Here is a 25,157-nt window from a genome sequence, read left to right on the forward strand (position 1 = left end):
CGCAACCTGATCGTTCCCGCAATCGATGTTTTCAAATTGATGACACCGGAATTCGGCATGCCCTCCGGCGGCCTAAAATCCGAACCTGGCCCAGATTGCCCGGGTCTCGAGGGCGGAAATCAACCCGTCCGGCAGCCCCGCGATGCCATCAAACGAGGTCATCGTTCCAGCTCCCGCCTTGCGGCCAAACAGCCCCGATAGCAGACCGGTCGAAGGCGCTATCAGCGGCGTGCTGACCTTATCGCCGAACCGATCCCGCAGCGTCGAGCGGAGATCGCCGACCGCATCCGCAAGGCCGAGCGCGACCGATCGCTCGCCGGCCCAGTATTCTCCGGTGAACAAAAGGTCGTCCGTTCCCTTCAGCCGCTCCCCGCGGCTTGCCTTCACCAGTTCGATGAAGGTCGCGTGGATCTCGCGCTGGATCGCCTTCAGCCGCCCCACGTCGTCGGGGTTTTCCGGAAGAAAGGGATCGAGCGTCGCCTTGTGTTCGCCTGCCGTATACAGCCTTCGCTCGACCCCGATTTTCCTGATCAGTTCGGTGAAGCCGAAGCTGCTGCCGACCACACCGATCGAACCCAGGATCGAAGAGGGATCGCAAAAAATCTCGTCCCCCGCACAGGCGATCATGTAACCGCCCGAGGCGGCGACGTCCTCGACGAAGACCAGCACCGGAAGCTCTTTCTCCTGCGCGAGCTGCCGGATACGCAGGTAAATCTGGCGCGACTGAACCGGCGAACCGCCCGGCGAATTGACCACCAGCGCCACCGCTTTGGCGTTGTCCACCGCAAACGCCCGCTCCAGCGTTTTGGCGACGCCGGCGAGCGTCATGCCAGGCTTGAGCGGCGTGACCGCGCCGATCACGCCGGACAACCGCACCACCGGCACCACCGCCCCGCGCTGCCATCGCTTGGGAACCAGTTTTATCAGCGCTGCTTTTATCCGTCCGCTCATGGCGTTTCCCTCGGCAATTCGTCATCATCCAATCGCCTGATTAAGATGAAGATAGCATCTATCTACCCGAGGCACTCACCGGTAGCCTTCTTGCGACAATTCGCGTCAAGTCCGCGCGAGGCAGCCAGCGCTCCTCTGCAATGGACGGGCGGAGGGACACCGCGCCTTCGGCACCGCCGTTTCACCGGAGCCCCGTGGGCGCAAGAGCCTGACCGCCTACGAGAACAACCTGAGCCTCTCTGGTGGGACGGCCCATCTCATCGCTGAGCATCAAATCCGGGCAAAGTCTGAGCGGCGCCCGGCTCCCCTTGACCGCGCGAACCAGAACGCGGATCGCGGGCTTGCGGGGGTCCGGATGCACGGGCCGGATCGCGATATCGCCGAAGCCGCGATCAAGCGCGCTAAGCACCTCGGCCAGACCGTCGCTGCGCCAGATCAGGCTGAGCACGCCCCCGGATTTCAGCATACGCCGCGCGGCGTGAGTCCAGATGCCCAGACCCGACGGTTCCGCGACATGTGCCGCGCGACGACCCTGGTCCGGCGACGGCCGGTGCCGTACGGCATCGTTGAAGGGAGGATTCATCAATACCACATCGGCGGTGTCGGGACCAAGACCGACACGTGCGAACGTCTCCGCCTCTGCTGCGATATCGAGGATGCAGACCCGCGCCGCGAGACTGTTGAGAACCGCGTTTCGGCGCGCCAGAACGGCAAGGGTTTCGTCGCGCTCAACCAGCACCAGATCGACGTTGTCGATCCGCGTTGCCACCGCGAGCCCGGCAGCACCCACGCCCGCTCCGAAATCGACGATACGATCGCCGGGCCTGCCCGGCGTGGCGGCGGCGAGCAGCATGGCGTCGTGGCCGGCGCGATGGCCGGACGAAGGCTGATACAACCGCAGCCGTCCGCCGAGAAACGCATCCTCTCCGACGTCAGGTCGATTGTCGGTCATCGGGGCGTAACTCGTGAGCAAGCCCGGCCTCGGTGAGAAGCTGTCGCGCCGCGCGATTGTCATCCTCATTCACCAGAATGCGGCGGGGCAGCACCCCGAGCGACCCCTCGATCACGCTCATGTTCTGATCCAGCACCAGGTGAAAAATCCCGGCACCGTCCAGCAACGCGCCGATCGCCGACACCAACACCAGATCGTTGGTTCGAACCAATTCCCGCAACGTCACGTTCTCCGGCGTAACCAGCTTCACGCCCCTGTGGCCCATGTCAACACCTCCATGTCAACCACTACCTGCGCTTGCCGGGTCGACCGGCACTTTCTATGGTGCAGCGGTTGGAATGAGACGAATTTCGCAAACCGGAGATCCATGCTTGGCGGTCATCGTCCCCTTCGAAAGTCACTCGACAGGCTCCATTGACCAACTCGTCGAACTCGTCGCCGCCGACATGGAGCGCGTCAACGCCACCATCCTGTCGCGGACCGGGTCCGAAGTCACGATGATCCCCGATGTCGCCACCCACCTGATCTCGTCTGGCGGCAAGCGGCTGCGCCCGATGCTGACGCTGGCGATGGCCAATCTCGCCGGTTATTCCGGTGAAGGTCACGTCAAGCTCGCGGCTTCGGTGGAATTCATGCACACCGCGACACTGCTGCACGACGACGTGGTCGACGAAAGCGAGCTGCGCCGCGGCAAGCTCTCGGCCCGCATGGTGTGGGGCAACGAGGCCAGCGTTCTCGTCGGCGATTTCCTGCTTGGGCAGGCGTTCCGAATGATGGTCGAGGTCGGCTCGCTACGCGCGCTCGACATCCTGTCTTCGGCGGCGGCCACCATCGCCGAGGGAGAAGTCATGCAGCTTGCGGCGGCGAAGAATACCGCCACAACGGAGGACGAATACCTCGCGGTCATCCGCGGCAAGACAGCCGAGCTATTCGCCGCCGCCTGCGAGGTCGGTCCGGTGCTCGGCGGCCGTCCAAAGGCTGAGGAAACGGCGGCTGCAAGCTTCGGCATGAACCTCGGGATCGCCTTCCAGCTTGTCGATGACGTGCTTGATTACGGAGGGAAGTCGGCGAAGCTCGGCAAGAATGTCGGCGATGATTTCCGCGAAGGCAAGATCACCTTGCCGGTCGTGCTGGCGTTCCGGCGCGGCAACGATGTCGAGCGCGAATTCTGGGTGCGGGCGCTCGAGGAAGGCAAGATCGGCGACTCCGACCTCAATTACGCCATCGGGCTGATGACCAAGCATCGCGCGCTGGAGGATACCCTCAATCGCGCTCAGCACTACGGCGCGATGGCGGTCGATGCGCTAGCGCTGTTTCCGCCATCGCCGATGAAGAGCGCGCTGGAACAAGTCGTCGCGTTCTGCCTGGCACGGTCGCACTGACGATCCGGAGCGATGATGTCCGCCCGTGCCGCGGAATGAGAACCGTCAAGCTCCGTCACGAGCCGCCGCCCAGCATCCCCACATGAACCCACCATTGCGGGCGATCGAGCCGGATCGTCTGCGCGGCGTGATGTGCATCCGCCTCGTCGCTGAAGATCGCAAAGCACGTCGCGCCCGAGCCCGACATCCGTGACAGCCGCGCGCCGGTTGCCCGCAACCTCGCCAGCACCTCACCGATCACCGGCTGAATGCGGATCGCCGGTGCTTCGAGATCATTGGTACCGTCCGACAGCATAGTGAGCCAATCGTCCATCGGAGCACCGGCCTTTGGCCACACGATAGCCTCGATCACATCGTTGACGCCGACATTCAGTTCACCTTTGCGAAGGCCGAGTGCGGCGAAGATCTCCTTTGTGGCGACGGGAACGCGGGGGTTGACCAGGACAGCGGGCATCGCCGGCAGATCCAGCGGCAACAACGATTCGCCAACGCCCGTCATGACGCAGCTTGCCGAGCGGACACAAACCGGCACGTCGGCGCCGGTCAGTCGCGCCGTCTCCAGCAATCGCGGATCGCCCATCGCAATGCCGTTGACCCTCGCCAGAAGCCGCAACGCCGCAGCCGCATCAGCTGATCCGCCGCCGATGCCGGCTGCGACCGGCAAATGCTTGTCCAGCGCGAAGGCGCCTACCTTCAGATTCGCGACCCGTTCGCTGAATAGCCGCGCCGCCTTAAGAATGAGATTATCGGCTGTCTGGCCGCACTCCTGCGCCCGCGGGCCGCCAGCAACCAGCGATAGATCCGCGCCCTGTGTCAGCGTGAGACGATCGACGCAGTCGGCAAATGCCACCACGCTTTCGAGATCGTGAAAACCGTCGGCGCGCCGGCCTACGACCCGCAGCGTCAGATTGACCTTGGCGCGCGCCGTCTCGCTCAGCGCCGGTGTGGCCGTTTCCAGATCCGTAGCGCCGGTGACGATCATAGCGGATGTCAAATCCAAAAACGGCACATGAATCAAATGATTTTTGCGATTGCGGCGGGCGTAGTTCGCGACGGAGGTGTAACTTTCGCAAGCGACGCCGCCACGACGGCCGGGGTGGCCACCGCCCTCCTTAGCCGCCCTTGCCGTCATCCTTCTTTTTGTCCGCCGAGGCGGCTGACGGAGTTTCGTCCGCCGGCAAGCCTTTTTCGATCTTCGCCTCGATTTTCGGTAACTCTTCGGCTTCCGGCTTCAGGTCGCGCGCGTGCGCCCACTGAAATCTTGCTTCCAGCGTCCGGCCGACGCGCCAGTAAGCGTCGCCAAGGTGATCGTTCACCGTCGGATCCTCGGGCTTGAGGTTGATGGCGCGCTCCAGCGTCTTGACCGCCTCGTCGTAATTGCCGATGCGGTAATAGGCCCAGCCGAGGCTGTCGACGATATAGCCGTCGTCCGGCCGCTGATCGACGGCGTGCTTGATCATCTTCATGGCTTCATCGAGATTGAGGCCGCGGTCGATCCAGGAGTAACCGAGATAATTCAGCACATGTGGCTGCTCGGGCTGAATTTCGAGCGCCTTCTTCATGTCGGCTTCCGCCTTGCCCCAGTTCTTTGACCGTTCTTCGCAGATACCGCGGAAATAGTAGTAGACCCAATTCGGCTTGCCCTTAGTCTCGGCGATGACGTCGATGCCTTTGCCGTAGGTCTTTGCGCAATCGGCAAACTTCTTGCGGCCCCGCTCGACGTTGCCGAGCGCCATGATGGCTTCCAGGTCGCTCGAATCCTGCTCCGTGACACCCCTGAGAATTTTGATCGCCTCGTCGCTGCGATCAACGGCATCGAGATTGGTAGCAAGTTGAATCTGGGCATTGCGCTTCAGCGGGGAATCGACCGGTACACGCTGATAGACGCCGATCGCCATCTCCGGCTTCTTCACTGATTCATAGAGATCGGCGAGTGACAACAGCGCCATTGAATGATCGGGCGAGAGATAAAGTGCGAGCTGCAAATAGACCAGAGCCAGGTCCTCGCCGCCGCGCCGGGTCAAGGATGCGCCGATGCCGTAAAGGGCTTCGGCGGCGCCGGTTTGCGGCGAGCTGACGAGTTGCGGCAGCTTCTTGCCAGCCTTGATCTCTTTGATGCCTTCCTGAATCAACGGATGCCGCGCCAGCTTTTTGTCGAACGCCTCATACACGGCCAACGCCGCAGCGCCGTCCTTGTTGCGCGACAGCCACCGCGCATAGGCATCGGCCACGCGGAGCGCCGAATCGTCGAGTTTGTAAGCGCGCTCGAGACGAGCGCCGGCTTCTTTGTTCCGGCCCGCAAGATCGAGCAACATCCCCGAATGCAGATCCTTGAAGATCGGGTACCATTCCGGACCGGTCAGCGCGTCAATGTTGGCGACGGCCTGTTTAGTGTCGTCCGCGCCATAGTCGGCCCAGCCCGCCAGCAGAGTCGCCACGAGATCGGTGATCGGTCCTCGGATGGACTGTTTGATATTTTTTTGGGCGACCGCGTACTTCTTCAACTTCAGATTATGGACGCCGACAACCAGCCGCGCGACCCGGTTGGATTTATCGATAGCGAGAATGCGGTCGGCCAGCTTCACGGCGATGGCGATATCGCCTTCGGCCAGCGACGAAATGAACGCGCGATCCAGAAGCTCGTTGTTTTTTGGATCGGTACGCAACGCCGAACGATAGAACGTCGCCGCAGACATGGCGTCGCGCTCAACGCTGGCATGGCGCGCAGCGAGATAGCTGCCCGACGTCGTCATGGTGCGCAGATCCTTGGCACTCGGAAATTGCGCGGTTTCGGTCGGATGGTCCGGCGTCTGAGCCGCTACCGGACCGGACGGAGCCAACAATGTCGCAGCAGCGACAATCATCGCCAGGCGATTGAGACGAATGGACAACATCGGGATTCGCGTAGCTCCAGATTTCACGGCACGAACATCAGGGTTTTCAATATGCAACCCGGCCGGCACCATTGCATGATCCGCTTCTAACATTTGCGCCGCGTTTCAGCGAGTGTCTTTGCAAATGCGAATCAAGGAACGCTCGCAAGCCCGGATCGGGGCTGGATTGACATTTGTTGTCTGGTATTCACCACTGACCTCAACCAGCCGCGCGACAATGGCGCGTTTGACCTCCCGCGGCAAGGATCGGCGGCGACCCAACTGCTTGCATCGCCAAGTATGGCGTTATCAGGGCCGCGCTCATAATCGCAGGCATCCGCAGATCACATCGCCTCGTAGTTGGGTCCACCGCCCCCTTCGGGCGGCACCCAGGTGATGTTGCCATTTGGGTCTTTCACATCACAGGTCTTGCAGTGGACGCAGTTCTGCGCGTTGATCTGATAACGCACGGTCGAGCCTTCCTCCACCCATTCATAAACGCCGGCAGGACAATAACGGCTCGACGGACCGGCATACACGTCGTGTTCCGAGGTCTTCTGCAGGGTCATATCGGCGACCTTCAAATGAACCGGCTGATCCTCCTCGTGATTGGTGTTGGAGAGGAACACCGACGAAAGTTTGTCGAAGGTCAGTTTGCCGTCCGGCTTCGGATAGACGATCCGCACATGGGCTCTGGCTGGGTCGAGCGTCTGACCGTCCGGCTTTGCGTGCGGCCAAGTTCCCAACAACGAGAAACCGAACAAAGTGTTGGTCCACATGTCAAGGCCGCCCAACGCCACCCCGGCGAGGGTGCCGAACTTCGACCATAACGGCTTGACGTTACGGACCTTGAATAGATCCCTGCCGACCGCGGAACCGCGCCAGGCATTCTCATATTCGGCGATCTCGTCGTTGGCGCGCCCGCTGCCGAGCGCCGCAGCGACGTGCTCCGCAGCCAGCATTCCGCTGCCCATTGCGTTGTGAACGCCCTTGATGCGCGGAACGTTAACGAATCCCGCCGCGCAGCCGATCAGCGCGCCGCCCGGAAAGGTTAGGCGCGGCACCGACTGGTAGCCGCCCTCGGTGATGGCGCGCGCACCGTAGGCGAGCCGTTTGCCGCCTTCGAACACGCTCCGGATCGCGGGATGGGTCTTGAACTGCTGGAACTCATCGAACGGTGACAGGTACGGATCGTCATAGTTGAGGTGAACCACGAATCCGACGGCGACGCGATCGTCGTCATAGTGATAGAGAAACGAGCCGCCGCCGGTGGAATTGTTCAGCGGCCAACCGAATGAGTGCTGGATCAGCCCGTTGCGATGCCGGGCGGGGTCGACCTGCCAGACCTCCTTGAAGCCGATACCGAATTCTGGCGGTTCACTGGTCTTGTCGAGCGCAAATCTCGCATTCAACTGCTTCGACAAGCTGCCCCGGGCGCCTTCCGCGAACAGCGTATACTTGCCGAGCAGTTCCATGCCGCGTGTGTAGGAACTCTTTCGCGAGCCGTCCCGTGCGACGCCCATGTCGCCGGTCGCAATGCCGCGCACCGCGCCATCGTCGTTGTAGAGCACTTCCGTTGCCGCGAAGCCGGGATAGATTTCGATACCGAGCGCTTCCGCTTTCCGCGCAAGCCAGCGGCAGACGTTGCCGAGCGAGCCGATGTAGCAGTGATGATTGTTCATCAGCGGCGGCATGAGGAAGCCGGGAAGCCGGATCGCGCTACCCCGCGTCATCCAATAGAACCGGTCGTCTTTGACCTGCGTCTTGAGGGGGCAATCGAGATCGTTCCGCCAGTCCGGCACCAGCTTGTCGAGCCCGGCAGGATCGATCACCGCGCCGGACAGGATATGGGCGCCGACCTCCGACCCTTTTTCAACGATGACGATACTAAGATCGGAATCGAGCTGCTTGAGCCGGATCGCCGCCGACAGGCCGGATGGTCCCGCGCCAACGATAACGACATCGAAATCCATCGACTCGCGCGGTGGCAATTCGTCGCTGCTCATGTTCTGCTTCCGCAACCGGCGACCTTCGCGTTTGTAATGCTTCTGCGGCTTGTTGTTTCCGATTTTTTACTCGAGAACAACCAGGGAAAGCACCCGTCCTGCGTTCCACGCAGACCCCCTTGCAGGTTCGTGTCCGGCAAATCGTGGATCCCACATGACATCAGATCAAGCGACCACTGTGCGGGAACTCCTGACCTTCTATCTCGAAGCGGGGGTCGACTGTGCGCTGGGGGATGAACCGATCGACCGCCTCTCCACGCCTGATCTGACACCTCCCGACCGGCCAGCCGCCGCTGAGGCGGGAACCGCTCCCGTCGCGGCACGGCAGCCGCCTCGCCAGACCGCCACGGCAGCACCTCGCGCCGGAATTGCCCCGCCGCCAGACATTGCGATCGAATCCGCGCGCGAGGCCGCCCGCACCGCCCCCTCACTCGACGCTCTGCGCGCCCTGCTCGAGAGCTTCGAGGGCTGCGCGCTGAAATTCACCGCTTCGCGACTGGTCTTCGCCGACGGCAACCCGCAGGCGCGGCTGATGTTCGTCGGCGAGGCGCCGGGGCGCGACGAGGACATCGAGGGCTTGCCGTTCGTCGGCCGTTCAGGGCAACTTCTCAACCGGATGATAGGGGCGATAGGCCTCAAGCGCAGCGACGTCTACATCGCCAACGTCATTCCATGGCGCCCGCCCGGCAACCGGACGCCGACGCCGCAGGAAACTCAGATTTGCCTGCCGTTCATCCGACGCCAGATCGAACTGGTGAACCCTGACGTTCTGGTCACCCTCGGCAATCCCTCAACGCAGACGCTCCTGCAAACCCGTGAGGGAATCATGAGAACCCGCGGCAAATGGTTCGACTACGACACCGGTATGCGAACAATCCGTGCGATGGCGACGTTCCATCCGGCATACCTCCTGCGCTCACCGTCCTACAAGCGGATGGCGTGGCTGGACTTACGCGCCGTCGCCAGGGCACTGGAAGATAAGACGCCGGAGCAATCGGCATCCACCTGAAGGAAGGCGTCACAGCGCTTTCGGCCGGACGATGGCCCAACCGATCCGCAATAAAGGCAGCCGGCCGTTGACGAGACGCCCAAACGTGCGCGGAATCTCCGGCACAATGCCCGGAAACCGCTTGGCAATGGCTTCGGGCGGCGTACCCGCGGTGTCGGACGCTCGCCAGACCACGACCCCGCCGAGTTCGGTGAACTTTGCCGACGTTATCCACGGCGTGCGCTCGGGACTCGCATCGAGCAGGAGATGGGGTCGCGAGGGACCGAGCGCGACGAGGGCCGCAAGCAGCGGATCGCCCGCGACAGCCGGCAGCGGGCGATTGGTGCGACGCTCGAAATTCTCGCCAAAGAAAGTGCCGATGGCAGATGCCGGGATAGATGTCGCAACCTCGGTGTTGGCGAACCACGGCTGAACAATGACAGTCGCAATCACAGCCAGCGCCGGAGCCACGACGGCGGCGAGCCACGCCACGCGAAGTACACGCAGACGGCGTAGATGGATGAGATCGCCGGAAAGCAGGACAACCGCCAGACCAGACATCGACAGCGCAATCGGTGCGCCTCCGATGACGTGATCGACCCCGAACAGGGCCGCCACCAGACTTCCGCCGAGGGCCGGCGCGAGGGCGAAGGCATAGACGAATGTCTGCGCCAACGGATCCACTGGCGGCCGCACGATCACCGGCGCGTCCTCAGGCTTCCGATTGACGAAACTGGAATTGAGGACAACCAGCAGCAAAAGGCCAGCCGTCGCGAACACGAGCGCGAGGAGCAGTTCGCTCCAGCGCAACAGCCGCAAATGCAGTTCGAAAATATCGGGCCAAGGCGGCGCGCCGAGTGCATCCGCGCGCACCAGCCAGATCAGGTAGGGCAACGCGAGCACCGCGATCACCAGCAGCGCAAACAGCGGATCGACCGAACCCAGGGCATTTCGGCCCCGCTCCGTCGCCAAGGCGAACACGGTGAGGGCCAGCAACAATCCGGCGGCAGCCGGCGTGGTCAGCAGCAGCAGACCGGCTTCGATCGATAGCGCGAACCATGCATTGCGGCCCTGCCCGACAATCCGCCACCCATGCAGCAACAACAGCGACCACAGCGGCAGAGCGAGCACCGACGGACCGAACGTCAGGCCGGGCGCCCCGTACGCGGTGACCGTCACAGTCAGCAAAACCGCCAGAACAGCCTGCTGGCTACCGACGATAGTCCGGGCCAGTTCGAACAGAACCCGGAATGCAACGATGAAGCAAAGCTGCGACAACAAGTAGACGCCGAAAATGTGGTTGCCGGCTGCGCGATAGGCGATGTCCGCGAGCCAGAACGCGAGAGGCGGTCCGAGATCCGTTCCGACCAGATATTCCCGGCCAAACGCCAGCGCAGTCGCAAGATCACCTGGCGGAGCCGGATACAGCAGCAAGGGCACCAACAGCCACATCGCTGCCTGAAACAGCACCACGATCCAGAATACCAAAAGCGGTCTGGCGCGGATCAGTTCGACGACCAGCGATGTGAAGCGCATGAAGGACCTGATGGCGGCGGGTCTTGCGGAGTTCTTAGAGCATGATCCCGAAAAGTGGAAACCGGTTTTCGGATAAGATCATGCTCGATCAAAAAGTTAAGGCCAGAGTCCGATTCAACACAGTTGAACCGGGCTCCGAAGTGCGCGGGAGGGAGGCGGCTGCGAGTGATACGGCGCATGAACCGGCGAAGCAACCAGCCTGCCAGGTCAGATCTTACCAGGTCAGATTGCCGCCTCGACCGCTCCTCGGGTCGACGTTTCGCTCGCGGAGACGCTTTCCCCGGTGGGCGAAGCACGGTGACGTTCGCGCGCCGCAGCAACCGGCGCAAAGAAGCTGCGATGATGAGGGCTTGGCCCGAGACGGCCGAGCGCTTCGAGATGCCCGGGGACCGCGTAACCCTTATGTGTCTCGAAGCCGTAGCCGGGGCAGTCCTGCGCCAGCTTGCACATCAGCCGGTCGCGCGTGACCTTGGCAACGATCGAGGCGGCGGCAATCGACAGCACGAGCCCGTCGCCGCCGATCACCGGCTCGCACTCGCAGGCGATCTCGATTCTGTCGCGACCATCGACGAAGACGTGCTTCGGCGTGTCCGGCAACGCATGGACCGCGCGCGCGAGCGCCCACAACGATGCGCGCAAGATATTGTCGCGGTCGATCCGTGCGATCGGCGCGCAGGCCACCGCGAAAGATGCGGTCGCCACAATTTCCTCGAACAGCTCCTCGCGGCGCGCAGCGGTCAAACGTTTGGAATCATCGATGCCTTTGGGAATACGCTTCGGATCCAGCACGACCGCGGCGGCAACCACCGGTCCTGCCAATGGCCCGCGCCCGACCTCGTCGCAACCCGCGACCGGCCAAACGCCACGCTGCATCAGCCCACGCTCGCGCCGGAAGCTCGGCTGCGCGACGGCCGGCGATTTCCCTGGCTGGTCCCTGGATCGACCCCGAATCATTCGGAGATAGTGCGGGTGGGGAAACCCGGAGACAATGCCGAAACGGATTTATGCCCGCTCTCCTGAAGCGTCTTTCAAGTCAAAATGGCTACCGGTTTGCTCGTCCCGCAACGGCCTCAGCTCTGCTCAGAACAGGCTCAACTGCTGTCCGCTGTTGCATTTCGGCTTGGCGAAATGGTCCATCGTCAGCTTTGAGCGCTTCTTATTGAGCCCAAGTTTCTCGCAAGCGATCTCGAAGCGGCGGCCGATCATCCAAGCGATCGGTCCCGCGCCCTTCATCCGTGTACCCCATTGTGAATCGTAATCGCGGCCATTGCGCATATCGCGGATCAGCGTGAACACATGACGGTAGCGATCCGGATAGCTCGCCATGAGCCATTCGCGGAACAGGTCGCGCACTTCCCGCGGAAGGCGCAGCAGCACATAGTTGGCTTCCCTGACGCCGGCATATGCAGCAGCATCGAGAATCCGCTCGATCTCGCAGTCATTCAGCGCCGGAATTACGGGGGCCACCATCACCGTGGTCGGAATGCCCGCTTCCGACAGTTTGCGCAGTGCTTCCAGTCGCCTCATTGGCGTCGATGCCCGCGGCTCCATCGAGCGCGCGAGCCGGGAATCGAGCGACGTCACGGAAATCGCTACCTTGGCGAGATTGCGCTTCGCCATTCGCGCAAGGATATCGATGTCGCGTGTCACCAACGCCGATTTCGTGACGATACCGACCGGATGCGAGGCGCGCTCGAGCACTTCGAGAATGCCGCGCATGATTTTCCGGTCACGCTCGATCGGCTGATAGGGATCGGTGTTGGTTCCGATCGCGATCATCTTCGGCTCGTAGCCCTCCGCGGCCAGTTCCTTCTCCAGCAATGCCGGTGCGTCCGGCTTCGCGAACAGCTTCGATTCGAAATCCAGCCCCGGCGACAGGCCAAGATAAGCGTGGGTCGGCCTTGCGAAACAATAGACGCAGCCGTGCTCGCAGCCCCGATAAGGGTTGATCGAGCGGTCGAAACTGATGTCAGGCGAGTCGTTGCGGGTGATGACTTTCCGCGCGGCGTCAACAGCAACCGTGGTTTTGAACGGCGGCAGATCGTCGAGGCTCTGCCAGCCATCGTCGAACGCCGTTCGCGCCTCCGTCTCGTATCGACCGCTGACGTTGGATTGCGCGCCGCGCCCCCTCCGCCGCTCATGATCGATTGCGACCTCAATCTCGGCAAAGGGCGAGGCGGCCGCCGATGCGGGGGGCGGCGTGACTGGCGGATACCTGCGGGCGAGAGAGGCGCTGCTCATAATGAGAACATAGCACCAAATCGGAACAAATCAAGAACATAATGTTCTGCCCCAATCAATCAGCTATCAGGCCGACGCTCCTTTCGCCTTCGGCCGGCGAAGATGTTCATCCAGCCGCGGCATGATCTCGACGAAGTTGCAGGGACGGGTGCGGTAATCAAGCTGGTGCGCGAGGATACCGTCCCAGCCGTCCCGGCAGGCGCCCGGGGATCCCGGCAAGCAGAAGATGAAGGTGGAACCTGCGGTGCCGGCGGTTGCGCGGCTCTGGATCGTCGAGGTGCCGATTTTGGCGTGACTCAGCATGTGGAAAGCGATCGAAAAGCCGTCCATCCGCTTGTCGAATAGCGGCTCGACCGCCTCCGGGGTGACGTCGCGCCCCGTGAAGCCGGTGCCGCCGGTGGTGATGATGACGTCGATGCCGGGGTCAGCAATCCATCTTTTCATCAGGGTGCGGATCGCCTCGACATCGTCGATGACGATCTCGCGCGCGCCGAGCTTGTGACCCGCGACGGTCAGCCGCTCGGACAGCGTCGCACCCGACTTGTCCTCTTCAAGCGAGCGCGTGTCAGAGACGGTCAGCACCGCGATGTTAAGGGGGACGAAGGGCTTTGTCTCGTCGATGGACGGCATGGCGGTCCCGTGATCAAGGTTCAGCGCGCTCCCTCTCCCCGCTCGCGGGAAGAGGGTTAGGGTGAGGGGCTGCCGACGTTGCAAAGATCCCCTCACCCGAACTGCTCAGGCGCGCATTTGCGCTACCGAGAAGCTCAACCTCCCCCCGTAACCACGGGGAGAGGTAAAAGGAATTGAGCTTTGCCAACACCATTACAAATCGTCCGTCGCGAAGGTGTTGCACGCTTGCACGCTGCCCTGCTGGTAGCCGATCATGAACCAGCGCTTGCGCTGCGCCGCCGAACCATGCGTGAACGAGTCTGGCACCACGCGGCCAGTCGCCTGACGCTGCAACGTATCGTCGCCGATCGCCGTTGCCGTGGTCAACGCAGCGTCAATATCGCCCGGTTCGAGGAAGTTCGGACGCTTCTTCGCCTCACGATTGACCCAAACGCCGGAAAGGCAATCCGCCTGAAGTTCGACTCTGACCTGCAGTTCGTTCGCCTCTGCCTTGCTGCCGGCCTGCTGCTGCAATCGCGTCACCTTCGGGAGAATGCCGAGCAGGTTCTGAATGTGATGCCCGGCCTCGTGCGCAATGATGTAAGCAGCGGTGAACCTGCAAGCGCTGCCCGAGCAGCCACGGAAGCGCGTTTCCACCTGTTTGAAGAAATTGGTGTCGAGGAAGATCTGCTTGTCCGGCGGGCAATAGAACGGTCCCATCGCGGACTGCGCCATACCGCAGCGACCGCCATTTGTGGCATTGCGGAACAGCACGATACGGGGGCCGGAATAATTTTGCCCGCTGGCCTGAAAGATTTCGTGCCAGCGATCGTCGATCTCACCCAACACGCCGGAGATCATCTTGCCCATATCGTCGGTCGGCGCACCGGACTTGCCAGGTGACGGGCGGTCGTCCGTCTGATAGCTCGGCGACTGGCCGCCGCCGGTCAGGATCTCCGCACCTCCGATGAGGAGGCGCGGATCGATGCCGAATGCATAGCCGACCAGGCCGAGGATGATAATGGTGCCGATGCCGAGGCCGCCGCGTCGACCAAATCCACCGCCTCCTCCGCCGAATCCGCCATCCTCGCGACGGTCGTCGATGTTGTCGCTCTGGCGAAAATCGTCATCACGCATGAGGTCCGTCCTCGTGTCCGATCAATCGCTAACCTAGCCGCAAGTGGCGGCGCCCAATTCAAATTTTCATCTCGTTATTCAATAGCCTGCCCGGCAACAATTGCCTATAGCGTTTTCGAGCGAAGTGACATCCGGTTCGCGTGAAGAAAACGCGTCTAATCAAAAAGATAGTGCCGCTAATTCGAAGTTCGCGACGATAATCTGATGCGAACTTCGGATTCCACGCGGGCACCAATGGCTCTATAATTTAAGCGTGGTTCAGGTTCAGAAAAACTGACCTAGCGGCTTGCAAAATACCACAAACGAAATTCTTTCCATCAGCGCCGACGATGAAACCACGACCCGCCATCGCGGGCGGACCAAATAATGGTTGCGCGCACCAGCTTTTGAAACCCGCGCATCATTGCCAAACTTGCATTTCGCTGAACGAAAGCTCTCTACAATTAAGTCGATTTTTACTTTGGCAAGTCACTGTAGCGCCAGTCGGTTGTTTGGTCCCGCGTCGCCGACAGCGTCGCCTGAGTCAGAGTATTCGAGTCATGGGTGTGTCGCGTCGCGGGGCGTCTGCAAGGGCGCCCCGCACCAAATTTGACTCTCCCGCATCGCGCATCATTGTTGGCGACTGTGTCGCCGAGATGTCGAAGCTTCCATCCGGATCGGTCGATCTGGTATTTGCGGATCCCCCCTACAATCTGCAGCTCAAGGGCGAACTCAAGCGTCCCGACGAATCGCACGTCGATGCAGTGAACAACGACTGGGACAAGTTCTCGTCTTTCGCTGCTTACGACGATTTCACCCGCGCCTGGTTGCTCGCATGCCGCCGCGCCATGAAACCGTCGGCCACCATCTGGGTGATCGGATCATATCACAATATCTTCCGCGTTGGCGCGATCATGCAGGATCTCGGCTTCTGGGTGCTGAACGATATCGTCTGGCGCAAGACCAATCCGATGCCGAATTTCCGCGGCCGCCGCTTCACCAACGCCCATGAAACCATGATCTGGGCTGCGCGCGACGAGAACGCCAAAGGCTACACGTTTAACTACGAGGCGTTGAAAGCCGCCAACGAGGACGTGCAGGCGCGCTCGGATTGGCTGATTCCGCTGTGCACCGGTAACGAGCGATTGAAAGACAAGGACGGCCGCAAGGTTCATCCGACCCAGAAGCCCGAGGGTCTGCTGGCACGAGTGCTGCTCTCGTCGTCGAAGCCTGGCGATCTCGTCATCGATCCGTTCAACGGCACCGGCACCACAGGCGCGGTCGCCAGACGTCTCGGCCGCAACTATATCGGGTTCGAACGCGACCGAACCTACGCGGCCGCCGCCGAGAAACGCATCGCGGCGATCGAACCGCTTCCCGAAGCTACCCTTGCCCCTTTCATGACGGCGCGCGAGGCACCGCGCGTGGCTTTTTCCGAATTGATCGAGCGCGGCATGATCTCGCCCGGCGCAAAACTCGTCGATGCAAAGAAGCGCCACGGCGCGCTGGTACGCGCCGACGGGGCCATCATGCTCGGTAACAAGGTCGGCTCGATTCATCGGATCGGAGCGATGGCGCAAGGCGCAGGCGCGTGCAACGGCTGGACCTTCTGGCACATCGAAACCAGCAAAGGTCTCCGGCTGATCGATGAGCTGCGCGCTGAAATCCGCAATCAGATGATGGCGGCAGGCTGAGGCGTTCCGAACGCGCTCCATCCACGCATCGGATAGCCGCGCGGTAAGCGCCAAATCCCCGGTTGCATTTAATCGAAAAATCCTAGCATGGAATGGCTGCTCGCGGACAGCCAGCCGCGTCCCCAACTCATGCCAAGAACAAAGGGGCTTATGATGCTCAAGTTCTATTTCAATGGCGCGCCGAACCCCAACAAGGTTGCGCTATTTCTGGAAGAAGCCGGCCTCCCTTTCGAACTCGTGCCGATCGACACCCGCAAGGGCGACCAGTTCAAGCCGGAATTCCTGAAAGTGAATCCGAACGGCAAAGTACCGGCGATCGACGACGACGGCGTGGTCGTATTCGACAGCAATGCCATCCTTCTTTACCTCGGCGAAAAGACGGGCAAGTTCATGCCGGACAACACGCCGGCCAATCGCGCGCAACTGCTGTCGTGGATGATGTTCATCGCGAGCGGCCTCGGGCCGTATTCCGGACAGGCCGTGCATTTCAAGGACTACGCGCCGAAGGGCATGGACTATGCGGTCAACCGCTACCTGTTTGAGGCGCATCGTCACTACAAGGTTCTCGACGATCATCTCGCGGGCAGCCGCTACATGGTCGGAAACACATATACGATCGTCGATATGGCGTTCTGGGGCTGGGCGCGCATGGCGCCCCGCATTATCGGCGAGAGCAGCGTCGCCAAATATCCGAACTTCAAGCGGCTGCTCGACGAGGTCTCGGCGCGCCCGGCCGCGGCCAGAGCGAGCGTGCTGAAGGACAAGTTTACCTTCAAGACCGAAAACGACGAGGACGCTTTGGGCTTCCTGTATCGCCACATGAAGACGAAGGTGGCCTGATCCGTCGCTTCATGAGGAATAAAGACCCTTCGGCTCACGCCGGAGGGTCTTTTTGTTGCTTGCGGCGGTTTGCAGCTACACTGATTTCCTTATTCTCACCCAAGCCATGCGCAATGACCTTGCGCATCAGATTGGGCAACGCCTCGTCTTTCAGTCGCGCGATCGGCACCCAGCGCATGCCGTCAGGCATCGCGGTTCGCGCGGTAACGGTTGCGGTATAAACCGCAAGCTCCAGCGGAAAATGCGTGAAAACATGCGTGACCGTGCCAGCCTTGCGCTGCCAGCGCGGAGCGCTTTCAAAGCATGGCGCCTGCTTCAGAGCAGCCACATCATCCTGCGCGGCAAGCCACGTCGATGTCGGAACTTCAGTCATGCCGCCAAGCAGGCCTTTTGCCGGCCGCGTGCGGACCAGCACGTCGTTGCCACGCCTCACAACGAAGGCCGCGCCGCGCCGCAACTCGCCCGCCTTCTTCGGTACCTTACGAGGGAAGGTCTCCTGATCGCCGCGAGCTCGCGCGGCACAATCATCGTTCAGCGGACACAGCACGCAGGCAGGCTTCTTCGGCGTGCAAATGGCGGCGCCAAGATCCATCAGCGCCTGCGCGATATCTCCAGCGCGGCTCTTGCTGTCGCGACCAGCGCGTATTTTCATGTCGCGACCAGCGCAGTTCTTTCCGTCGCGACCGACTCGCGAGGGTCCGAGCAACGTCGCGGCAAGTGTTTGAATGCGCCGCTTCGCCTTCGGCAACGGCTCGTCCACAGCGAACAGCCGTGTCACAACCCGTTCGATATTGCCGTCGACCGGCATGGTGCGGCGATTGAAGGCGATGGCGGCGATCGCCGCCGCGGTATAGGGACCGATCCCCGGCAGCGCCCGTAAGTCCTCTTCCGTATCGGGAAATCGACCGCCGTGATCGCGCAGCACCGCAACAGCGCAGGCATGAAGATTGCGCGCGCGCGAATAGTAACCGAGCCCGGCCCACATCCGTAAGATATCGTCGAGCGACGCGCGTCCCATCGCCTCAACGTCCGGCCAGCGCGCCAGAAACTTCTCGAAATAAGGCCCGACCGCCTTCACGGTCGTCTGCTGCAGCATGATCTCGGACAGCCAGATCCGATAGGGATCGATAGCCTCGCCGGGCAGCGCGCGCCACGGCAGCCGGCGGCGGTTACGGTCGTACCAGGCCAGCAGCCGCGTGGGACGGCCCGTTGGCGCAGGAGCTTCCCTTCGCTCGTTGTTTTCCACGGATAGCGCCATTTACCGACTCGAGGCGTTCGACGACATTCTCTCACCGTCATGCCCGCGCCTGTCGCGGGCATCCACGTCTTTATTCGTTCCGTACGCGGATGGCTGGAACAAGCCTAGCCATGACGGCATATTTTTCAACCGCATCCCAAATGAGAACCAACATGCTATAAAAGCGGTGATGTCCAAGCCCGGCCCGATCTCAGCCAAGCCGTTGTCGGCATTGCTCGGTGATGTCTTCTCCGATGCCTATGCGCGGCAGGGATTCGCCTCACGCGAACTGGTGACCCGCTGGGCGGAAATCGCCGGACCCGAGATCGCCGCACATTCCGAACCGATGAAGATCCAGTGGCCTCGTCCGATCGAGGGGCAGAAGCAGGAACCGGCGACGCTGGTATTGCGGGTCGAAGGTCCTGTCGCACTGGAAATCCAGCATTCCTCCGATGTCATTCTGCAAAGGGTCAATCGGTTCTTCGGCTGGAACGCGGTCGGCCGGCTGGCCTTGCGCCAAGCTCCTTTGTCGCGCAACTCCGTGCGGAATGCCTCACGGCTGCCCGACGCGACGGACGTGGCACAGGTGGCGGAAACGCTGTCCTCTATCGAGGACAACGATCTGCGTACGGCGCTGGCGCGACTCGGCGCCTCGATCAAGCGGAATTGACGCGATGGTGGAGCACACCGACAGCGCGCCATTGCCACAATTCTGGTTTCAAGCTAGCGAACAATTGTCGTCAGGGCGCTTGCGCCGTTTTCGGGAGAAGACCGTTGATCATTACGCGCCGCGCCGTTAATGCCGCCCTCGCATTGGGCGGACTCGCCGCCTTCGTAGGTCTTTCGCCATTGCGCCTGATCGGTGAGGCCATGGCCCAGAGCGCCACCGCCACAGACGTGGCCAAACCCGTTTCGCTGCCGGACATGGCGCTCGGCCCCAAGGACGCCGTCGTCACTATCACCGAATATGCCTCGATGACGTGCCCGCATTGCTCGCGGTTCGCGGAAGATGTGTTTCCGAAGATCAAGACGGACTATATCGACACCAACAAGATTCGCTATGTGTTCCGCGAGTTTCCGCTCGACATCAAGGCCGCCGCCGGCGCGATGCTGGCCCGCTGCATCGCCAAGGACGACGCGGGAAAATATTTCGCCGTGATCGATACGCTGTTCAAGTCACAGGACACATGGACCGGATCAAATACCACGGAATCGCTGAAACTGATCGGCAAGCAGACCGGACTTACGGGAGATGAGGTTGAAAGCTGCCTGAAGGATCAGGCCTTGCTCGACAAGATCGCGGCCGACCAGAAATACGCCAATGAGGTTTTGAAGGTGAATTCGACACCGACGTTCTTCATTAACGGCGACATGGTGAAGGGCGAGATCGCATTCGAGGACTTCAAGAAGAAGATCGATCCCTTGTTGAAAAACTGAGGGTAGCAAACAAACGTTGGCGGACATCGGCTGAGGTTCCAGGGTCTTTCCACTTCTGGGGAATCAGAAGCGGAACTTTATGGTTTGATCTGACGCGTTTTCTGCACGCGAACTGATATCCGCTTCGCTCGAAAACGCTATAACCCCTGCAAAAGCCTTTGGAAAAGCTTGTCTGCGCGGTTGCTCTGGTACGTCGCTATCGCCATTGTCGAACCTCGCGAGGCGCGCGACTCAGGGCTGCTGACAGTACGTGTGGTATTGTGGCTGTGGGCTGATTCGCGTCTTGCAAGCACAGTAGAGTGTCCATGAAACTCACGCGCCTTCGCCTTCACGGCTTCAAGTCGTTCGTTGAACCCACCGATTTCGTGATCGAGCCAGGTCTCACTGGCGTGGTCGGGCCGAACGGTTGCGGCAAGTCCAATCTGGTCGAGGCGCTGCGCTGGGCCATGGGCGAGACCTCGTACAAATCGCTGCGCGCCGCCGACATGGACGCGGTGATCTTCGCAGGCAGCGGCAACCGTCCGGCGCGTAACCACGCCGAGGTGGTGATGTCGATCGACAATTCGGATCACTCTGCGCCCTCCGCCCTCAACGATTCCGAAGCGCTAGAGATTTCGCGCCGGATCGAGCGCGAGGCCGGCTCGGTCTACCGTATCAACGGTAAGGACGTGCGCGCCCGCGACGTGCAGATTCTGTTTGCCGACGCAGCCACCGGCGCGCGCTCTCCGGCGCTGGTGCACCAGGGCAAGATCGGCGAGATCATCCAGGCTAAACCCGAACAGCGCCGCCGCGTGCTGGAAGACGCCGCCGGCGTGGCCGGCTTGCATGCTCGCCGTCACGAGGCCGAGTTGCGGCTGAAGGCCGCCGAAACCAACCTCACTCGCGTCGAGGACGTGATTGGCCAACTCGCCGGCCAGATGGAGGGGCTCAAGAAGCAGGCGCGGCAGGCGATCCGTTATCGGGACGTCGCCGCGAAAGTGCGCAAGGCGGAAGCGATGCTGTTCCACCTGCGCTGGCTCGAAGCTCAGGCCGAGGTGGCGGAAGCCGCCAGAACCCACGACCTCAATGTCCGCGAGTTGGCCGAACGCACCCGCGAGCAGGCCGAAGCCGCCCGCCTCCAGGCGGAACGCGCCGCCGAACTTCCGGCGCTGCGCGAGGCGGAAGCCCGCGCCGCCGCCGGTCTGCAGCGCCTTACCAATGCGCGCGAGACGCTGGACCGCGAAGAGGAACGCGCGAAGGAGCGCGCCGCCGAACTCGATCGGCGGCTGATACAGTTTGCTTCCGATGTCGAGCGCGAGCAGCGACAGTCATCCGACGCCGACGCCGCCTTGCAGCGGCTCGATGTCGAGGACACCGAGCTGAAGGACGAAATCAAATCACGTGTCGAAACGCGCAGTGGCGTCGATGAACGGGCAGCACAGGCGGAAACCACGCTCGCTGCGGCCGAAGCCACGTTTGCTGATTTGACACGGGTACTGGCCGACCTCACCGCCAGGCGCACCCAGCTTGAATCGAACGTGCGGACCCATCGCGATCGCCTCGCTCGCGTCGATCAGCAGATCGCAGACGTGCAGCGCGAGACCGAAGCGCTGGCGCAGCAGACCAGCGGGTTCGGCGATCTCGATGCCCTCACCGCGGCGATCCAGGGCGCGCAGGAAGCGCTGACGCAATCGGAAACCCTGACTCGCGAGCGCGAGGCCGAACATACCGCCGCACGCAGCCAGCTCGAGGTCGCCCGCTCCGGCGTCGAAGCGGCGCGCGGACCGCTGCAGGACGCTGACAAGCGCGCGCAGCGGCTCGAGACCGAAGCCAAGACCATCGCCAAGATTCTCAACGGCGAAAGCAAAAACCTGTGGCCGCCGATCATCGACGGCATCAATGTCGACAAAGGCTACGAGAAGGCGATCGGCGCCGTGCTTGGCGACGACCTCGACGCACCAGTGGATCAGTCCGCGCCGATGCGCTGGACCGGGGTGGCCGTCACGGCGGACGATCCGGCGCTGCCCGAAGGCGTGGAATCGCTTGCGGCCCATGTGCAGGCGCCGCCCGAATTGGCCCGGCGTCTCAAGCAAATCGGCATCGTCGCCAAAGAGCGTGGTGCGGAACTGGTTGCCCATCTGAAGACCGGCCAGCGGCTGGTCTCGCTCGAAGGCGACGTCTGGCGCTGGGACGGCTTCGTGACCGCGGCCCATGCACCGACCGGCGCGGCGCGCCGCCTCGCCGAGCGCGCGCGGCTGGCCGATATCGAGAGCGAGATCGAGCGCGCACGCACCGAGGTCTCCGAACGGCGCCAGGCGCTGGAGACGGCGCAGCAGGCCGTCGCCGCAGCAAGCCAGGCCGTCACCGCCGCCGCATCGGCTGAGAGCGAGGCGCGCAATGCCTGGCGCGCAGCGCAGCGCGAGGTCGATGCCGCGCGCGAACGTCATGCAAGCGCCGAGCGCGAGATCAATCGCCACGCGGCGCGCCGCTCGGCGCTGACCGAAGCGCAAAATCGCCTGACTGCCGACCGCATGGAAGCCGCCGCCGCTCATGAGACGGCGACATCCGCACTCGGCGAATTGCCGCCGAGCCTGGACACCGAGACCAAACTCGGCGAGGTACGGACAGAAATCGACGGCCATCGACGAGCCGCCGCGCAAGTTCGCGCCGAGGCGCAAGCGCTCGCACGCGAAGCCGAACTCGCGGATCGCCGCCTGCAGGCGATATCGGCGGAACGTAACGAATGGCAAACCCGTAAGCAAAGTGCGGCGTCGCAGATCGCGACCATCGAAGCGCGCGTGACCGAGGTCAGAGCCGAGCGCGCGGACCTCGACAACGCGCCGGCGCTGTTTTCAGAGAAGCGTAGCGCGATCATCAGCGAGATCGAGCACGCCCAAAAGGATCGCCGCGACGCGGCCGATACCCTCGCCGCCGCCGAAGCCGTGATGGCAGAAACCGACCGCGCCGCGAAAATCTCGCTTGAGTCGCTGTCAAGCGCACGCGAGGCTACGGCGCGCGCCGAAGAGCGGATGGACGGAAGCAAGCGGCGGCTCGAGGATACCGAACGCGAAATCCGCGACATGCTCGAGGTCGAACCCGACGCGGTGGCTTCACTGGCCGAAATTCAGTCCGGCGTCGACCTGCCGCCGCTGCCGGAGATCGAGGCGGATCTCGAAAAGCTGCGCCGCGACCGCGACCGTCTCGGCGCCGTCAACTTGCGCGCCGAGGAGGAATTGCGCGAGGTCGAAACCCAGCATACCTCGCTCGCTACCGAGCGCGACGACCTCGTCGAGGCCATCAAGAAGCTGCGCACCGGCATCCAGAGCCTCAACCGCGAGGCGCGGGAGCGGCTTCTGACCTCGTTCGAGACCGTCAACACCCATTTCAAGCGGCTGTTCATCGATCTGTTCGGCGGCGGCGAGGCCGCGCTGCACCTGATCGAGAGCGACGATCCCCTTGAGGCCGGCCTCGAGATCATCGCCAAGCCGCCGGGCAAGAAGCCGCAGACGTTGTCGCTGCTCTCGGGTGGTGAACAGGCGCTGACAGCACTGGCGCTGATCTTCGCAGTGTTCCTCACCAATCCGTCACCGATCTGTGTGCTGGACGAAGTCGACGCGCCGCTCGACGACCACAACGTCGAACGGTTCTGCAATCTCCTGCACGAGATGACGTCATCCACGGAGACGCGCTTCATCATCATCACCCACAATCCGATCACCATGGCGCGGATGAACAGGCTGTTCGGCGTCACCATGGCCGAGCGTGGCGTCTCGCAACTGGTGTCGGTCGATCTTGAAAACGCGGTGAAAATTCTCGACCAGAACGTCGCGTGACCTCTTCCTTCTCCCGTCGCGGGAGAGGGAACAAAGACCACCATGATCCCGCCCGATCTTCCTGCCGAACTGAAGGCTGCCTTACAACGGAAAGCGCAGGGCCTGACCCGCAGCGATGCCGCAGCTCGCGCGGCCGCGATATCGCAAACGTATCGGAGCGGCGGCGGTTCAAGCACGATCCGGGACGAAACTGACGCACTAGCCTATGCGCTGGCGCGAATGCCCGCGACCTATGCGGCCGTGGTGGCCAGCCTCAATGCGCTTCGCGAGATACGTCCACAGTTCACACCGATCAGCCTGCTCGATGTCGGAGCCGGCCCCGGAACGGCGACATGGGCTGCTGCGCAGGCATTTGATTCCCTCGACGCATTCTCGGCGATCGACGCCAATCCGGCGCTGCGGTCGCTCGCACTGGACCTCGCTGCCGATGCGGTGCGACTGAACGGCCTCAGCTATGTGCAACACGACGCGTCAGCCGGGCTTCACAATGCAGCCGAGAGCGCCGATCTTGTGCTCGCGAGCTATGTCATCGGCGAACTCAGCGCCGATCGGCAAGCCGCGCTCGCTGATTTGATGTGGGCGGCGACGCGCGACACGCTGCTGGTCGTCGAACCCGGCACGCCCGCCGGCTACCAGCGAATCCTCGATCTGCGGCGCCAGCTGGTCGCGCGCGGCGCGCATGTCATCGCTCCCTGCCCGCATGACGGCGAGTGTCCGCTCATGTTGTTGTCAGGCGAGGCAGGCATTTCGCGTGAAGACAATGCATCAAAACAAAAAGCTGTGGCGGACTGGTGCCATTTCGTGCAGCGGCTACCGCGGTCCCGCGCGCATAAGCAGATCAAGGGCGTGGAGCTTCCTTTCGAGGACGAAAAATTCAGCTATGTCGCGTTGGCCCGAACGCCCGCCCGACAACGTCCGGCACGGGTTCTGGCGCCGCCGCTCGTCACCAAGGCCGCAATGCGGATCAAGCTGTGTCAGCCCGATGGGAGCGCCGGCGTCGCGACATTTCCTCGTCGTGACAAGGCCAGCTATTCCCGTGTGCGCCGCGTCGGCTGGGGCGACGTCGTCAACCTGACCGAGACGTGATTATTTGAAAATTAGGACGGCCGCGAGAAGACGTAGATCAGCCCGCTCAGCATCAGAAGCACCACCGCCGCCGTGAGCCAAGGGCCGGGATGGCTGCCGAACCAGAATCCCGCAAAGCCGATCGCCATGCCGCCAAGCGCCATCAGCTTGGCCTTTACAGGGATTGCGCCGCGCTCGCGCCAGCCACGTAGCAGCGAGCCAAAACGCGGGTGCTGCAACAGCCAGTTTTCAAGGCGGGGAGAAGAGCGGGCGAAACAGGCGGCGGCCAAAATCAGAAACGGCGTCGTCGGCAGCACCGGCAGGAACGCGCCGATAAAGCCGAGCGCGACGAAACAGATACCCAGCACCAGAAAAATGCCGCGCATCATTCGCGACGTGCTAGTGCGCGGATCGACGG

21 protein-coding genes are annotated in these 25,157 nt (G+C 62.5%); 8 read left to right on the forward strand and 13 right to left on the reverse strand.

The features are described 5' to 3' along the window. Positions 1–72: 72 nt before the first annotated feature. The 3 genes from B2M20_RS13865 to B2M20_RS13875 all read right to left on the reverse strand — a co-directional run bounded on the left by B2M20_RS13865 (position 73) and on the right by B2M20_RS13875 (position 2,123). A complete protein-coding gene (locus B2M20_RS13865) occupies positions 73–951 on the reverse strand; it encodes a S49 family peptidase (RefSeq protein ID WP_079447602.1) in 879 nt (292 codons plus the stop codon). 181 nt (positions 952–1,132) lie between these two features. Beyond that, a complete protein-coding gene (locus B2M20_RS13870; RefSeq protein WP_079447603.1) occupies positions 1,133–1,903 on the reverse strand; it encodes a tRNA1(Val) (adenine(37)-N6)-methyltransferase in 771 nt (256 codons plus the stop codon). Next, positions 1,884–2,123 carry a putative signal transducing protein gene (locus B2M20_RS13875; RefSeq protein WP_079447704.1) on the reverse strand — a complete coding sequence of 80 codons (240 nt, stop codon included), beginning with the start codon at positions 2,121–2,123 and terminating at the stop codon, positions 1,884–1,886. The genes B2M20_RS13870 and B2M20_RS13875 overlap by 20 nt, the downstream gene beginning before the upstream one ends. Before the next feature lie 151 nt (positions 2,124–2,274). Here B2M20_RS13875 and B2M20_RS13880 point away from each other — a divergent pair, with 151 nt between their 5' ends. Next, complete coding sequence (locus tag B2M20_RS13880) at positions 2,275–3,285, forward strand: polyprenyl synthetase family protein (RefSeq protein ID WP_079447604.1); 1,011 nt, start codon at positions 2,275–2,277, stop codon at positions 3,283–3,285. 55 nt (positions 3,286–3,340) lie between these two features. Here B2M20_RS13880 and B2M20_RS13885 read toward each other — a convergent pair whose 3' ends face one another. The 3 genes from B2M20_RS13885 to B2M20_RS13895 all read right to left on the reverse strand — a co-directional run bounded on the left by B2M20_RS13885 (position 3,341) and on the right by B2M20_RS13895 (position 8,164). Then, a complete protein-coding gene (locus B2M20_RS13885; protein WP_079447705.1) occupies positions 3,341–4,267 on the reverse strand; it encodes a 4-(cytidine 5'-diphospho)-2-C-methyl-D-erythritol kinase in 927 nt (308 codons plus the stop codon). Between the two features lie 130 nt (positions 4,268–4,397). Further along, positions 4,398–6,179: a tetratricopeptide repeat protein gene (locus B2M20_RS13890; RefSeq protein ID WP_079447706.1), complete on the reverse strand. Its 1,782-nt coding sequence runs from the start codon at positions 6,177–6,179 to the stop codon at positions 4,398–4,400. A gap of 323 nt (positions 6,180–6,502) precedes the next feature. Beyond that, positions 6,503–8,164 carry an electron transfer flavoprotein-ubiquinone oxidoreductase gene (locus tag B2M20_RS13895; RefSeq protein ID WP_079447605.1) on the reverse strand — a complete coding sequence of 554 codons (1,662 nt, stop codon included), beginning with the start codon at positions 8,162–8,164 and terminating at the stop codon, positions 6,503–6,505. Positions 8,165–8,318: 154 nt separating this feature from the next. Here B2M20_RS13895 and B2M20_RS13900 point away from each other — a divergent pair, with 154 nt between their 5' ends. Next, positions 8,319–9,173: a uracil-DNA glycosylase gene (locus B2M20_RS13900; protein ID WP_079447606.1), complete on the forward strand. Its 855-nt coding sequence runs from the start codon at positions 8,319–8,321 to the stop codon at positions 9,171–9,173. 9 nt (positions 9,174–9,182) lie between these two features. On the opposite strand, the gene B2M20_RS13905 is transcribed toward B2M20_RS13900, so the two are convergent. The 5 genes from B2M20_RS13905 to ypfJ all read right to left on the reverse strand — a co-directional run bounded on the left by B2M20_RS13905 (position 9,183) and on the right by ypfJ (position 14,675). Then, positions 9,183–10,688 (reverse strand): glycosyltransferase family 39 protein, encoded by a 1,506-nt coding sequence (locus B2M20_RS13905; protein ID WP_079447607.1) that lies wholly within the window; start codon positions 10,686–10,688, stop codon positions 9,183–9,185. Between the two features lie 222 nt (positions 10,689–10,910). Then, positions 10,911–11,642 carry a ribonuclease HII gene (locus B2M20_RS13910; RefSeq protein ID WP_079447608.1) on the reverse strand — a complete coding sequence of 244 codons (732 nt, stop codon included), beginning with the start codon at positions 11,640–11,642 and terminating at the stop codon, positions 10,911–10,913. Positions 11,643–11,768: 126 nt separating this feature from the next. Further along, positions 11,769–12,929: a PA0069 family radical SAM protein gene (locus B2M20_RS13915; protein WP_079447609.1), complete on the reverse strand. Its 1,161-nt coding sequence runs from the start codon at positions 12,927–12,929 to the stop codon at positions 11,769–11,771. A gap of 66 nt (positions 12,930–12,995) precedes the next feature. Further along, entirely contained in the window at positions 12,996–13,559 is a 564-nt protein-coding gene (gene moaB, locus B2M20_RS13920) for a molybdenum cofactor biosynthesis protein B (protein WP_079447610.1), read from the reverse strand. 192 nt (positions 13,560–13,751) lie between these two features. Continuing rightward, complete coding sequence (gene ypfJ / locus B2M20_RS13925) at positions 13,752–14,675, reverse strand: KPN_02809 family neutral zinc metallopeptidase (RefSeq protein WP_079447611.1); 924 nt, start codon at positions 14,673–14,675, stop codon at positions 13,752–13,754. A gap of 539 nt (positions 14,676–15,214) precedes the next feature. Between ypfJ and B2M20_RS13930 the strand changes: the two genes are divergently transcribed. Together B2M20_RS13930 and B2M20_RS13935 are read left to right on the forward strand one after the other, a co-directional pair. Beyond that, positions 15,215–16,348, forward strand: coding sequence for a site-specific DNA-methyltransferase (locus tag B2M20_RS13930; RefSeq protein ID WP_079447612.1), 1,134 nt, complete (start codon positions 15,215–15,217; stop codon positions 16,346–16,348). A 153-nt stretch (positions 16,349–16,501) separates the two neighbouring features. After that, positions 16,502–17,188 carry a glutathione S-transferase family protein gene (locus B2M20_RS13935; RefSeq protein WP_079447707.1) on the forward strand — a complete coding sequence of 229 codons (687 nt, stop codon included), beginning with the start codon at positions 16,502–16,504 and terminating at the stop codon, positions 17,186–17,188. 34 nt (positions 17,189–17,222) lie between these two features. Here the strand turns inward: B2M20_RS13935 and B2M20_RS13940 are convergent, their stop codons facing one another. Next, entirely contained in the window at positions 17,223–18,446 is a 1,224-nt protein-coding gene (locus tag B2M20_RS13940; protein ID WP_079447613.1) for an A/G-specific adenine glycosylase, read from the reverse strand. A gap of 169 nt (positions 18,447–18,615) precedes the next feature. On the opposite strand from B2M20_RS13940, the gene B2M20_RS13945 reads away from it, so the two are divergent. The 4 genes from B2M20_RS13945 (at position 18,616) to B2M20_RS13960 (ending at position 24,760) form a co-directional block, all read left to right on the forward strand. Further along, positions 18,616–19,095, forward strand: coding sequence for a DUF721 domain-containing protein (locus B2M20_RS13945; RefSeq protein WP_079447614.1), 480 nt, complete (start codon positions 18,616–18,618; stop codon positions 19,093–19,095). 104 nt (positions 19,096–19,199) lie between these two features. Beyond that, complete coding sequence (locus B2M20_RS13950) at positions 19,200–19,862, forward strand: DsbA family protein (RefSeq protein ID WP_079447615.1); 663 nt, start codon at positions 19,200–19,202, stop codon at positions 19,860–19,862. Positions 19,863–20,167: 305 nt separating this feature from the next. After that, positions 20,168–23,674 (forward strand): chromosome segregation protein SMC, encoded by a 3,507-nt coding sequence (gene smc / locus B2M20_RS13955; RefSeq protein WP_079447616.1) that lies wholly within the window; start codon positions 20,168–20,170, stop codon positions 23,672–23,674. A gap of 42 nt (positions 23,675–23,716) precedes the next feature. Then, on the forward strand, positions 23,717–24,760 hold the full coding sequence (locus tag B2M20_RS13960) for a small ribosomal subunit Rsm22 family protein (protein WP_079447617.1): 1,044 nt from the start codon (positions 23,717–23,719) through the stop codon (positions 24,758–24,760). Between the two features lie 11 nt (positions 24,761–24,771). Here the strand turns inward: B2M20_RS13960 and B2M20_RS13965 are convergent, their stop codons facing one another. Next, positions 24,772–25,125, reverse strand: a complete 354-nt coding sequence (locus B2M20_RS13965) for a YbaN family protein (RefSeq protein ID WP_173816017.1) — start codon at positions 25,123–25,125, stop codon at positions 24,772–24,774. Positions 25,126–25,157: the final 32 nt, after the last annotated feature.

The sequence above is a fragment of the Nitrobacter vulgaris genome (assembly GCF_002028545.1).
In the GTDB taxonomy this organism is placed as follows: domain Bacteria; phylum Pseudomonadota; class Alphaproteobacteria; order Rhizobiales; family Xanthobacteraceae; genus Nitrobacter; species Nitrobacter vulgaris.

What these genes read in the sequence shown, in the direction of transcription:
- B2M20_RS13865 (WP_079447602.1), bottom strand. Translation starts at nt 951, where the DNA reads ATGAGCGGACGGATAAAAGCAGCGCTGATAAAACTGGTTCCCAAGCGA.
- B2M20_RS13870 (WP_079447603.1), bottom strand. Translation starts at nt 1,903, where the DNA reads ATGACCGACAATCGACCTGACGTCGGAGAGGATGCGTTTCTCGGCGGA.
- B2M20_RS13885 (WP_079447705.1), bottom strand. Translation starts at nt 4,267, where the DNA reads ATGATCGTCACCGGCGCTACGGATCTGGAAACGGCCACACCGGCGCTG.
- B2M20_RS13890 (WP_079447706.1), bottom strand. Translation starts at nt 6,179, where the DNA reads ATGTTGTCCATTCGTCTCAATCGCCTGGCGATGATTGTCGCTGCTGCG.
- B2M20_RS13895 (WP_079447605.1), bottom strand. Translation starts at nt 8,164, where the DNA reads ATGAGCAGCGACGAATTGCCACCGCGCGAGTCGATGGATTTCGATGTC.
- B2M20_RS13900 (WP_079447606.1), top strand. Translation starts at nt 8,319, where the DNA reads ATGACATCAGATCAAGCGACCACTGTGCGGGAACTCCTGACCTTCTAT.
- B2M20_RS13905 (WP_079447607.1), bottom strand. Translation starts at nt 10,688, where the DNA reads ATGCGCTTCACATCGCTGGTCGTCGAACTGATCCGCGCCAGACCGCTT.
- B2M20_RS13910 (WP_079447608.1), bottom strand. Translation starts at nt 11,642, where the DNA reads ATGATTCGGGGTCGATCCAGGGACCAGCCAGGGAAATCGCCGGCCGTC.
- B2M20_RS13915 (WP_079447609.1), bottom strand. Translation starts at nt 12,929, where the DNA reads ATGAGCAGCGCCTCTCTCGCCCGCAGGTATCCGCCAGTCACGCCGCCC.
- moaB (WP_079447610.1), bottom strand. Translation starts at nt 13,559, where the DNA reads ATGCCGTCCATCGACGAGACAAAGCCCTTCGTCCCCCTTAACATCGCG.
- ypfJ (WP_079447611.1), bottom strand. Translation starts at nt 14,675, where the DNA reads ATGCGTGATGACGATTTTCGCCAGAGCGACAACATCGACGACCGTCGC.
- B2M20_RS13930 (WP_079447612.1), top strand. Translation starts at nt 15,215, where the DNA reads ATGGGTGTGTCGCGTCGCGGGGCGTCTGCAAGGGCGCCCCGCACCAAA.
- B2M20_RS13935 (WP_079447707.1), top strand. Translation starts at nt 16,502, where the DNA reads ATGCTCAAGTTCTATTTCAATGGCGCGCCGAACCCCAACAAGGTTGCG.
- B2M20_RS13940 (WP_079447613.1), bottom strand. Translation starts at nt 18,446, where the DNA reads ATGGCGCTATCCGTGGAAAACAACGAGCGAAGGGAAGCTCCTGCGCCA.
- B2M20_RS13945 (WP_079447614.1), top strand. Translation starts at nt 18,616, where the DNA reads ATGTCCAAGCCCGGCCCGATCTCAGCCAAGCCGTTGTCGGCATTGCTC.
- smc (WP_079447616.1), top strand. Translation starts at nt 20,168, where the DNA reads ATGAAACTCACGCGCCTTCGCCTTCACGGCTTCAAGTCGTTCGTTGAA.
- B2M20_RS13960 (WP_079447617.1), top strand. Translation starts at nt 23,717, where the DNA reads ATGATCCCGCCCGATCTTCCTGCCGAACTGAAGGCTGCCTTACAACGG.
- B2M20_RS13965 (WP_173816017.1), bottom strand. Translation starts at nt 25,125, where the DNA reads ATGCGCGGCATTTTTCTGGTGCTGGGTATCTGTTTCGTCGCGCTCGGC.